This window comes from Streptomyces sp. NPDC002130, from assembly GCF_040296465.1.
Lineage (GTDB): Bacteria > Actinomycetota > Actinomycetes > Streptomycetales > Streptomycetaceae > Streptomyces.
In genome coordinates this window covers 1-11,473 of sequence record NZ_JBEOXI010000249.1, presented here as the reverse complement: position 1 = coordinate 11,473, position 11,473 = coordinate 1, and the positions used below count along the sequence as shown (strand labels likewise).

General features: G+C 72.2%; 7 protein-coding genes, 1 tRNA gene and 1 riboswitch. Of the genes, 4 read left to right on the top strand and 4 right to left on the bottom strand.

The window, feature by feature from the left end:
• The 3 genes from ABT116_RS33475 (at position 1) to ABT116_RS33465 (ending at position 2,679) form a co-directional block, all read left to right on the top strand.
• Positions 1-72, top strand: a tRNA-Met gene (locus ABT116_RS33475).
• Between the two features lie 288 nt (positions 73-360).
• Positions 361-517: riboswitch (cyclic di-AMP (ydaO/yuaA leader) on the top strand.
• Positions 518-528: 11 nt separating this feature from the next.
• Positions 529-1,566, top strand: a complete 1,038-nt coding sequence (locus ABT116_RS33470; protein WP_351641445.1) for a M23 family metallopeptidase — start codon at positions 529-531, stop codon at positions 1,564-1,566.
• Positions 1,567-1,734: 168 nt separating this feature from the next.
• A complete protein-coding gene (locus ABT116_RS33465) occupies positions 1,735-2,679 on the top strand; it encodes an aldo/keto reductase (protein WP_351641444.1) in 945 nt (314 codons plus the stop codon).
• A 35-nt stretch (positions 2,680-2,714) separates the two neighbouring features.
• Here ABT116_RS33465 and ABT116_RS33460 read toward each other — a convergent pair whose 3' ends face one another.
• The 4 genes from ABT116_RS33460 to ABT116_RS33445 all read right to left on the bottom strand — a co-directional run bounded on the left by ABT116_RS33460 (position 2,715) and on the right by ABT116_RS33445 (position 8,057).
• Positions 2,715-4,061, bottom strand: a complete 1,347-nt coding sequence (locus tag ABT116_RS33460) for a PrsW family intramembrane metalloprotease (RefSeq protein WP_351641442.1) — start codon at positions 4,059-4,061, stop codon at positions 2,715-2,717.
• 58 nt (positions 4,062-4,119) lie between these two features.
• On the bottom strand, positions 4,120-4,965 hold the full coding sequence (trmB, locus tag ABT116_RS33455) for a tRNA (guanosine(46)-N7)-methyltransferase TrmB (RefSeq protein WP_351641441.1): 846 nt from the start codon (positions 4,963-4,965) through the stop codon (positions 4,120-4,122).
• A gap of 323 nt (positions 4,966-5,288) precedes the next feature.
• Positions 5,289-6,491: an L-2-hydroxyglutarate dehydrogenase gene (gene lhgD, locus ABT116_RS33450; protein WP_351641440.1), complete on the bottom strand. Its 1,203-nt coding sequence runs from the start codon at positions 6,489-6,491 to the stop codon at positions 5,289-5,291.
• 141 nt (positions 6,492-6,632) lie between these two features.
• Entirely contained in the window at positions 6,633-8,057 is a 1,425-nt protein-coding gene (locus ABT116_RS33445) for an NsdA family TPR-like regulatory protein (protein ID WP_351641439.1), read from the bottom strand.
• 983 nt (positions 8,058-9,040) lie between these two features.
• On the opposite strand from ABT116_RS33445, the gene ABT116_RS33440 reads away from it, so the two are divergent.
• On the top strand, positions 9,041-11,158 hold the full coding sequence (locus tag ABT116_RS33440) for an asparagine synthase-related protein (protein WP_351641437.1): 2,118 nt from the start codon (positions 9,041-9,043) through the stop codon (positions 11,156-11,158).
• Positions 11,159-11,473 lie beyond the last annotated feature (315 nt).

The following is an 11,473-nucleotide window of genomic DNA, read 5'->3' as shown; positions in this document are numbered from 1 at the left end:
CGGGGTGGAGCAGCTCGGTAGCTCGCTGGGCTCATAACCCAGAGGTCGCAGGTTCAAATCCTGTCCCCGCTACTGAAGGCCGAGGGCCGGAATCCAAAAGGATTCCGGCCCTCGGTGCATTACCCGATACGTCATTACAGTCGGTGAGCGAACCATCCCTTTCCGCATAACAACTGACGCACCGTCAAAACTCGTCAGTCACATGCGAGGCGGTCAACTCGCCCGATTTAAGCCGGTCATGGCAGGTAAGTCCGCGCGAAAAAGGTTAATGATCAAGCGGAATCGCTGGAATACCCCCCGCGCCTCCATTAACGTTCGATAACGCAGCGCGGTCGTCCCAGCCGTCACAGAAGGCGGCTCCGTGCGCACGCGCCGAATCCCGAAAGGGAACCGGGGAACCACCACTTGGGGTGAATCGGGCGTACACCACCGTGCGAGCACGGCCGGTATACGCGCGTAGGAGACCTTCCTGCTCCGAACCCGTCAGCTAACCCGGTAGGCGAGAAGGAAGGAAAGGAGTACGCCCACGTGGCGTCCAACCGGCCTGCCCCCACGGCCCCGTACGCGCCGAAGCGCGACACCGACACCTTCGGCTACGGCGGTCAGCGCACCGACGAGGGCCCGTTCCAGGAGTGGAACCCCACCGAGGAGTCCATCCGTCCCGTCCGTGGCCGGCATCGCGTCACCAAGCAGCGCGGCGGAGGCCTCGCCCGCAGCTCCACCGTCCTGGGCGTCGGTGTCATAGCCGCCGTGGGTGCCGGCGGCATGGCCAGTGCCCAGACCGGCAAGCCCCCGGTGTCCATCTCCGTGCCGGACCTGCCCTCGGTGGGTTCCCTCATCTCGGACGACGACACCCCCGAAGGTTCCGCCACCCCGCTCAGCAGCCTCGGCACCGCCACGACGGCGGACACCGAGAAGAGCACCTCCGGAGCCGGCGCCGGCGAGGCGCTGCGCGCCAGGATCATGGCCCAGGTCGAGCACCAGCAGGACCAGATCGAGACCAAGGCCGCCCAGGATGCCGCGGCCGCCGCCGAGAAGGCAGCGGCGGACGCCGTCGCCAAGGCGGAGAAGGAAGCCAAGGCCAAGGCCGCCGAGGCCAAGAAGAAGGCGGAGGAGGAGGCCGAGAAGAAGGCCGAGGCCGAGCGCCTGGCCGCCCTGGCCAAGCAGTTCACGCTGCCGACCTCCTCGTACACCATCACCTCCAGCTTCGGTCAGGCCGGCGCCTACTGGTCCTCCGGCTACCACACCGGTCTGGACTTCGCCGCCCCGACGGGCACGCCGATCAAGGCCGTCCACAGCGGCACCATCACCGAGGCCGGCTGGAACGGCTCCTACGGCTACAAGACCGTCCTCACCCTCGATGACGGCACCGAGATCTGGTACGCGCACCAGTCCTCCATCGGCGTCAGCGTCGGCCAAAAGGTCAGCACCGGCGATGTCATCGGCCGCGTGGGCGCCACCGGCAACGTCACCGGGGCGCACCTGCACCTCGAAGTCCACTCCGGCGGATCCGCGAGCGGCATCGACCCGATGGCGTGGCTGCGGGGCAAGGGACTTAACCCGTAAGCGGTACGCACCCGTTGAAGCACCGACGGCCCTGACGACGACCCCCCGACGCCAGGGCTGCCGGACGTTCTGGCGTGTGCGGCGGCGGTCTACGCCGGGCGGAGTGTTTACAGGGCCTTTGCGTTCGCCGCGGAATGAGGCGTTCCTCTTTGGGTGTTGACGTGGAGCATGACTTCTCTGCGCAAGCTCGGCTCTTCCGACCTCGAGGTCTTCCCGCTCGCCCTCGGCGGCAACGTCTTCGGCTGGACCGCCGACGAGGACCAGTCGTTCGCCGTACTCGACGCCTACACCGCCGCCGGCGGCAACTTCGTCGACACCGCCGATGTCTACTCGGCGTGGGTCGCCGGCAACCAGGGTGGGGAGTCCGAGACCATCCTCGGCAGGTGGCTCGAGGCACGCGGCAACCGCTCCGACGTCGTCGTCGCCACGAAGGTCAGCCAGCACCCCGACTTCCAGGGGCTGTCCGCCGCCAACATCAAGGCCGCCGCCGACGCCTCCCTGCGGCGCCTGCGCACCGACTACATCGACCTCTACTACACGCACTTCGACCAGCCCGACGTGCCCGTCGAGGAGATCATCGGCGCCCTCGACGAGCTCGTGAAGGCCGGGAAGGTGCGGCACATCGCCGCATCCAACATCTCCGCCGAGCGGCTGCAGGCGTCCCTGGAGTTCTCCGACCGCGAGGGACTCGCCCGGTACGTGGCCCTCCAGCCGCACTACAACCTGGTCTCCCGTGACACCTACGAGGGCGAGCTCCAGGACCTCGCCGAGCGCAGCGGCCTCGCGGCCGTCCCGTACTACGCGCTCGCGTCCGGCTTCCTCACGGGCAAGTACCGGCCCGGCACGACGGTCGAGAGCGCCCGGGCGGGCGGTGCCGCCAAGCATCTGGAGACCGAGCGGGGGCGCCGGGTTCTCGACGCCCTCGACGAGATCGCCGGGGCGCACGACGTGCCCGTGGCCACGGTGGCTCTCGCCTGGCTCGCCGCCCAGCCGACCGTCGCGGCGCCGATCGCTTCCGCACGGACGGTGGAGCAGCTGCCCGCGCTGGTGGGCGTCGGGGAGCTGACCCTCTCGGAGGCCGAGGTCGGACGGCTCACGCAGGCCTCGGCCTGAATCGGTCTGACTGGGCCTAATACGGACGAGAGGTCCTAGGTGCGGTACGGGTTGTACGCGGGGTACGCCGTCGGCTGATGGCCGTACCCGTACACCCCGTGGACCGGCCAGGGCGGGGCCACCACCGGGACCGGTGGGGCGGTGATCCGCGCCGCGTGGTCCAGCGCGGGGCGGGACACCTCCCGGCGGCGCCACAGTTCGCCGAGCAGTTCCCGCTCCCGTACGGCGAAGTCCGCCCGGGCGCTGCCCCGCCGGGCCCGGTGCCGGAGGAACGCCAGGGACGTCGCGTACGCCTCGTACCGGGCCACCTCCCGGGCCGCCGCCCTGCCCGCGTGGCGACGGGCGTACTGGCGGGCGATCCGCCGGGCCCGCATCGAGCCGAGCGCGTACGGCTCGGCCGGGGTCAGCCAGCCGGCCACGGCGTAGGCGGGCAGCTCCGCCCGCACGGTCTTCAGTTCCCGCTGCCGCGTCCAGATCACCAGCCACGTCAGCAGCCCGAAAATGGGCACCATGAACGCCGCGTACACGGCGAAGAACCCGTACTCGCCGAACGCCGACGAGCCGTTCCACATCGCGTGCATGCCCATCGCCAGCAGCAGCCCGGACAGCGGGAAGACGATCCGGCGGACGGGTCGGCGGTCCGCCGAGAGCGCGGCGATGCCGAAGCCGATGCCGGTGAGGACCGTGAACAGCGGATGCGCGAACGGCGACATGATGATCCGCACGAAGAAGGTCGCCGCCGTGACGGAGGCGATGCCGGTGCCGCCGGTGAGCTGGTCGGTGCCGAACGCGGTGCCCAGGTAGAGGATGTTCTCCGTGAAGGCGAAGCCGGTGGCGGTCACACCGGCTATGACGACCCCGTCGACGATGCCGGTGAAGTCGCGGCGCCGGAAGAGGAAGACCAGGAGGACGGCCGCCGCCTTGGCCGACTCCTCGACCACCGGCGCTATCACAGTCGCGCCGAGGGTGTCCGCGCTGGACGGGTCCGCCGTCGCCGTCGCTATCCATCTCGTCGCGAAGCTGTTGGCGACGATCGCTATCAGCGCCGCCGCGCAGGCGCCCCAGGCGAAGCAGAACAGCAAGTTCCGCCAAGGGCCGGGTTCGACCCGGTCCAGCCAGCGGAACGCGGCTATCAGCAGGGGCACCGGGAGCACCGCCAGCCCGAGCCCGACCAGGAAGCCCTCCGTGCCGGTCTCCTCTCGGACCAGGGCGAGGATGACCAGGCCGGATATCGCGAGGAGTGTGCTCGGCGCGCCGTAGCGCACCCAGGCGCGCTGCCACCAGTGGGCGTGCCGCAGGGAGCCGGCCGTGCCTGGGCCGGCGAAGGGGACGCCGTCGGTGGGACCGCTCGGGTACGACGGGTGCGGGGGGCTGGTGGCCACGGAATTGACCCTAACGACGGATGGGCGCTGTCCGCAGGCGGGAACGTGCCAGGGGCGGTCAGGCGCCTGCGGGGGGCTGGTCCACGTGCTGTACGCGGCGGAAGAGGAGGTCGTTCACGACATGTCCCTTGTCCAGTCCCTGGCCCTCGAAACGGGTCAGCGGCCGGAAGTCGGGACGCGGCGCGAAACCGCCGTCCGCCTGTGTGTTCTCGAAGCCGGGGTGTGCCGTGAGGACGTCGAGCATCTGATCGGCGTACGGCTCCCAGTCGGTGGCGCAGTGGACGAGCGCGCCGGGCCGCAGCCGGGTGGCGGCCAGGGTGAGGAAGTCCGGCTGGATGATCCTGCGCTTGTGGTGCCGCTTCTTGGGCCAGGGGTCGGGGAAGTAGACGCGGAGGCCGCCGAGGGAGTCGGGGGCGAGCATCTCGCGCAGGAGGATGATCGCGTCGCCGTTGCCGACGCGGATGTTGGACAGGCCGTTGCGGTCGGCGAGGTTGAGCAGGTTGCCCTGGCCGGGGGTGTGGACGTCCACGGCGAGGATGTTCGTGGCGGGGTCGGCGCCGGCCATCTGGGCGGTGGCCTCGCCCATGCCGAAGCCGATCTCCAGGACGACGGGGTTGTCGTTGCCGAACAGCTCGGGCAGGTCGAGGGTCCGGCTGCCGTCGATGTCGAGGCCCCACTTGGGCCACAGGCGCTGCAGCGCGTCCGCCTGACCTGCGGTGACACGGCTGCGCCGGGGCTGGAAACTCCGGATCCGCCGCTCGAAGTGCGAACCGGCGGGGTCGGCCTTCGGCCCGTCGGGGAAGCGCGGCTCGCCCTTGGCCCGGGTGCGGCGGACGGAGGCGCCGGGGGTGTGCGGGTCCGGATGCGGGTTCGGGGCTTCGGGGGTGTTTGCGGAGTCAGACACAGTGCCTCTGATTTTACGGCTGCGGGGGCTTCGCCTGTCGCTGGGTGTGGGTCGGGGCCGCGCCGGGGGGTGTCCGTCCTCGGAACGTCGCGATGGGCTTGCACACCGACTGACTGTCCGTTGACGCGACAACCGCTGCGGGCGGACACCCCCCGACACGGCCCCTTGCGTCCGACGGCGGGTGCGGGAGCGTGGGGGTTCTCCGCTCCCTAGCTGCGGGCATGCGTGCCGCTAAGGGCGGCACGGGTGGGCGCAGCGGCACCTCGTGGCGCCGAGGTGCGCACCCACCCGGCCTCAGCCACAACCCCGAGCACCGGTGAAGCTCACAGCGCGCTCAATGCCCTCCGGGCCACCTCCCGGCCGATCGGCAAGGAGGCGGTGGCTGCGGGAGACGGTGCGTTCAGGACGTGCACCGTGCGAGGGCCCTCGCGGATCAGGAAGTCGTCGACCAGGGTTCCGTCGCGGAGGACCGCCTGTGCGCGCACACCCGCGGCCGTCGGGACCAGGTCGGCCTCGGACACCCCGGGCAGCAGCCTGCCCACCGCCTGTGTGAACGCCCTCTTGGACAGGGACCGCCGCAGCTCACCCGCCCCGTACCGCCAGTGCCGGCGGGCTATCTGCCAGGAGCCGGGCCAGGTCAGGGTCGAGCCCAGCTCGCGGAGGTTCACCGTGCCCCAGCCGTATCCCTCGCGGGCCAGGGCCGGAACCGCGTTCGGCCCGACATGGACACCCCCGTCGATACCCCGCGTGAGATGCACGCCGAGGAACGGGAACGCCGGGTCGGGAACGGGGTAGACCAGGCCGCGTACCAGCTCGGGCCGGGCCAGCTCGTAGTACTCGCCCCGGAACGGCACGATCCGGACGTCCGGATCGTCCCCGGTGAGCCGGGCGATCTCGTCACAGCGGAGACCCGCGCAGTTCACCAGGACCCGCCCGCGTACGACGTCCCCCGCGGCCGTCAGCACGGCGACTCCCCGCTCGGGGCGCCGGTCGACGCGCACGACCCGGGCGCCGTAGCGGATCTCCGCGCCCGAGCCGTGGGCCAGCTGGCGGGCGACCGCGACGAAGTCGCAGATGCCGGTCGTGCCGACGTGTATCGCTGCCAGGCCCCGGACCTCCGGCTCGTACTCGGCGATCTGGGACGCGCCCAGTTCGCGGACCGGGATGCCGTTCTCCCGGCCGCGCTGCACGAGCGCGTGCAGGCGGGGCAGCTCCGAGCGGCCGGTGGCGACGATCAGCTTGCCGGTGACCGCGTGGGGGATGCCGTACTCGGCGCAGAACTTGACCATCTCGGCCGCGCCCCGCACCGCGTAGCGGGCCTTGAGGGAGCCGGGGCGGTAGTAGATGCCGCTGTGGATGACGCCGCTGTTGCGGCCGGTCTGGTGGCGGGCCGGGCCCGGCTCCTTCTCCAGGACGGTGACACGTGTGCCCGGTGCGGCGCGAGTGATCGCGTACGCCGTCGACAGACCGACGATCCCGCCGCCGATCACCAGCACGTCACAGTCGTATGCGGTCCGCACGCACATCACCTCCCGCCTCGATAGTGCACTGCGCCACTGACAATGCCTTCAAACGCGGAGAGGGGCAGTCCGTGCGGGGGCGCGGGGAACTGCGCGACAGGCCACAGACGAACCGCAGCCTCGAGATCACAGCAAACCGGCACACGCTCAGGCGGGAGCCATCAGCAGCGGTCGCGCACGCTCACGGAGCTCCACCACGCGCGGCTCGTCGCCGTACGGCTCCAGCCGGTGCAGGAGGTCCTTCACGTACTCGGTGGTACGGGCCGAGGAGATCCGCCCGGCGACCTCCACCGCCCGCACTCCCTGCTCGCACGCCGCGTCGAGGTTCCCCGACTCCAGTTCGGCGACCGCGGAGACGACCAGGCGCAGGCCGTGCGAGCGGACGAACTCCTCCGTGGGCTGCGACAGGGCCTGCTCGGTGAAGCGGCGGACCTGGCGGGGCGCCTTGAGGTCGCGGTAGCACTCGGCGGCGTCGGCGGCGAAACGGTCGTAGGAGTAGAAGCCGAGCCAGCTCGGGTCGTTGTCGCCGGGGCGGGCGCGCTCCAGCCAGCTCTCGGCCGCCTTCAGGGCGCCGCCGGCCGCCTGGGCGTCGTTCGCGCGGGCGTGCGCGCGTGCCTCGACGAGGCGGAAGAAGCTCATGGTGCGGGCCGTCGCCAGCCCGCGGTTGCGTTCCAGGGCTGCCTGGGCGAGGTCCACGCCCTCGTCGCCGAAGCCGCGGTAGGTGGCCTGGAGGGACATGGTGGCCAGTACGTAGCCCCCGAGGGGGACGTCCGCCGCCGCCCGGGCCAGGCGCAGGGCCTGGATGTAGTAGCGCTGGGCCGCTTCCTGCTGGCCCGTGTCGAAGGCCATCCAGCCCGCGAGGCGGGTGAGTTCGGCGGAGGCGCCGAAGAGGGCCCGGCCGACCTCGTCGGAGTAGGAGCCGAGCAGCAGGGGGGCCGCCTCCACCCTTAAGCACTCGGGGACCATCGAAGAACGCCAGTCGCCGCCGCCGTACTTGGAGTCCCAGCGCCGCGCGTCCTCGGCGGCCTCCCGCAGCTTCTGCACATCGCTGTGGCCGACTTTGAGCGGTGCGCCGGAGCCCTCACCGGGGCCCACGTCACGCGCGACCGAACTGTCGGCCGGGGTTATCAGCCATCGTGAGGCGGGCGTTGCGTATGCGCTCACCGCGAACGATCCCGCCAGCGACTGCCAGATGCCGCCGGAGCCGGCCCGGCGGCCGGCGAGGTCGAGGCGGTACAGGTCGGTCGCCGAGCGCACCGCCTGGCCGACGTCCCGCGGGAAGGCGAGGCCTACCTCGGGTGCGGGGTCCGCGTCCGCCAGGCCGATCTCGTGCAGCGGCACCGGGCGGCCGAGTTTCTGGCCGATGGCGGCGGCGATGAGGTGCGGGGCGGCACCCTGCGGCACCATTCCCTTCGACACCCAGCGCGCCACCGACGTCTTGTCATAGCGAAGCGTCAGGCCGCGCTGGGCGCCAAGATCGTTGACGCGCCGCGCGAGGCCTGCGTTGGAGATTCCCGCGAGGGCGAGAACGGCGCCGAGTTTTTCGTTCGGCCCGCGTTGCTCCCTGGACATGAGCCACCCCTCGACACAGACGGCTGCCGCACTGGCATAACCACGCGGCATTCGTAAACCCAGCGTAGTTCGCCGCATCCCAAGCGTTAAGGGGCATTGTTCCGGTTGGCGGGATTGTGGTCCGTACTGAAGTGCGGTTCAGATACGGGCTGTTGCGACGTGCTCCCGTTGTGTGGCCGTGCGCCTGCCCGTGCGCTCTTCTCCGGCCATCGCGGGAGCGGTTCCATGGTCGTTGCGTGGGTCGGCCCGCTGTACTGGATCCAGTGGGCTGGGGGACACCGCCGCCTACATCCCCGCGGGCGGCGGAACGGTCCGGGAGGCGTGCTCCGTCTCCCGGACTGCGCGACCGGGTGGCAGGACGCCGCGCCTGTACGGAGAGTGTTCGAGGCTGCTCGCGTGACACCGATTTGGCCGAAAGTCGCCCCCGCCGGTCGTGGGCTATCAGGGCTCCGACCATGGCACTTGAGGGCGCGTCGGGCGTGATTGGGGCGCGTTTTGGGGGCGCATTCGCGTCGCAGTACTACTGCAGACATGTCGCTGGCGTGCCTTGATTCTTCGCCGCTTCTTCGCTTTGCTCAGCTTCTTCCGGCGTCTCGTGCGTCTTCTTCCGGCTCCTTCTCCCCGCGTCTTCTTGCGGCACCTTCTCCCCGCGTCTTCTTGCGGCACCTTCCCCCGCGTCTTCTTCCGGCTCCCTCTTGTGGCGCCTCGTTCGTCGTTCTCTCCGTTCGGTCTTTCGTCGTGTCTGTCGTCGCCTCCTTCGTCCCGTCTTCCCGCCGAGCGGTCGTCGGTTCGTCCGGCTTTCCGCCCGGATCTTCTTGTGGCGTGCGGGTGTTCGGGGTGTTCGCGACCGTGCGGGTGGCTCCGCCGGGGCGCATTCGGCGGAGCGCAAGCGGCGTCGGCGCCCTCTGGAACGCTTCCTTCATGGCAGCATGGTGAACCGGTTCGTACGGTGCACTGGTTGTCCACAGCCTGTGGAGGCGGCGATGCGGTGGTTGGTGGGATGGAGCAGCACCGCCGCGGGAGCCGTCGCTGCCGGTTCGGCGGGGGCCACCGGCAGCGAGGGGGAGACCCTGCACCCGGTGGGGTCCCAACTCCTGTGGGGCGACCCCGATCCGCTGTGGGCGGTCGGTGACTGGCGCCCCGACGAGGTGCGGGTCGTGAAGGCCGACGACCGGACCAGGATCGCCGTCCTCGGCATCTGCGGCGCCACCGACGAGCAGCTGCGCGTCGCGCTGTTCGCCGCACGCGGTGGCGCACTTCGGCACCTGACCGCCTGGCCGGGCAGCTACACCGCGATCGTCCAGGTCGGCAGGCGGATCACCGTCTGCGGTGATCTCGCGGGCGCGCGGCCGGTGTTTCACACGCCCTGGGCCGGCGGTACGGCGTACGCGACCGCCGCGCTGCCGCTGGCCGACCTCATCGAGGCCAACCTCGACTTCGGGCATCTCGCCGCGCTGCTGGCGGCCCCCGACGTGCCCGCCGCGCTGCACGACTCCACGCCGTACGACGGCGTGAAGCGCATTCCGCCCGGGCACGCCCTCATCCTGCGCGCCGGGGCGCGCGAGATCGCCGGGTACGAGCCGGTCGCCTCACTGGCCGTGGCGGCGCCCCCTGCCGACCCCGACAGCGCGGTCGACGCGGTGCGGGACGCGCTCGTCGAGGCCGTGCGGACGAGGCTGTCCGCGCCCCGGCACGTCCCCGGCGCCGACATCGACCCCGGTCCCGTGCCCGGCATGGGGCCCGCCGAGCGGCGTGCCGCGCGCGGGATGCCGGTGCCGGGAATCGGCGCGGACCTGTCCGGCGGGCCGGCCTCCGGGGCACTGGCGTTGCTGGCCGCGGGGCTGCCCGGGATGCCGGGCACGGTGCTGGGGCACGGCACGGGCGCGGGGGAGCGGCTGCTGGCCGTCACGTTCAACGACCTCGCCGTCGGGGGCCGGGAGGCGGAACTGGAGCGGGCGGGCGCGCTGGCCGCGAACCCGCGGCTGCACCACGTCGTCGTGGCGGGCGGCGAGGAGACCCTCCCCTACGCCGACCTGGACGGGCCCCTGACGGACGAACCCGGGCCGTGCCTGGTGTCGGCCGCGCGCCATCGGGCCCGGCTGGCGGCAGGCAGCGCGGACCACTTCACGGGCTATGGCGCGCGCCAGGTCCTGGACGCCCATCCCGCGCGTTTGGCCGACCTGTTGATGGACCGTCGGCGGCGGCATCTCGTGCGGCCGGTCGCCGCGCTGGCCAAGGCCGACGGGTCGGTGCTCGTGCCCGCGCGCGTGTACGCGGCGGCGCGGCGGTTGTCCCGTATGCCGTACCGGTCGGGGCTCGAGGCCCTCGCCGAGCGCCTGCTCGACCCCCGCTCCGACGACGGCCTCGACGCGCCCGGCGGTGCGCTGGACGCCTCGCTCGCCGCGCTGACCTGGGGCAGACCCGGGCCGGCGGCGCGCTGGCTGACCGGTGAGGCGCTCGCTGAAGTATCGGTTCGTCTTCAGGCGTCCACCCACCGGTCGGAGCTGGTCGGGCCGGGGCAGCGGCCGGGGGACTTCCGCGCGCGTGCGGCGCTGGGACGGCATGCGGCGGACCTGCGGGTGCTGGAACAGGCGGCGGAGGTCCGCTTCCAGCGGCTGCACGCGCCGTTCCTCGACAACCAGGTCGTCCGCGCGGCCCGAGCTCTGCCGGAAGCGCTGCGGGTGCGGCCGGGCGCGCGGGCGGCGATCCTGCGTACGGTGCTGGAAGGGGCCGGGGTCCGCGAACTGCCGCCCGGCTGGGGCGCCCCGACTCAGGCGACGGCGGCGGCCGCGGAGCGCACGGGGCTGCGCGTGGCGGCGGACTCCCTGGTCGCCCTTTTCGACACCCCGCTGCTGGCGGAGGCGGGCCTGGTCGAGGCCCGCGTGGTCCGCAAGGCGCTGCGCGGCGCGGCGGCGGGTGAACCCCTCCCTCTGGACGGCCTGGCGGACCTGGTCTCCCTGGAGCTCTGGCTGCGTCGCCTCCTCGCCCGCCGCGGCACGTGCTGGACGGGCACACCGGCACGGCAGCGGGCCGTTCCGGCGGGGATCGCACCGCAGCGGGGGGCGTTGGGGGCGGGGGCCGGTGGGGGGCGGCGGGTGTAGTGCCTGTGCGGGTGCTTGCGCCTTCTCGCGGGGTGGGGGTCGGGGCCGCGCCGGGGGGTGTCCGTCCTCGGAACGGCGCGATGGGCCCACTTACCGACTGACTGGCGTCGACGCGCCAACCGCTGCGGGCGGACACCCCCCGACAGGGCCCCTTGCGTCCGACGGCGGGGGCGGGCGCGTCTCCGCTCCGCCTGCGGGCAGTCGTGCCGCGGGGGCGGGGCCGAGATCGCCCAAGTGCTCGGGCACGAGGTCGTCGTGGCCGAGCGGGACACCGACCTGTATCTCCAGGCGCGCCCCGGGACCGGCTCACGCTGG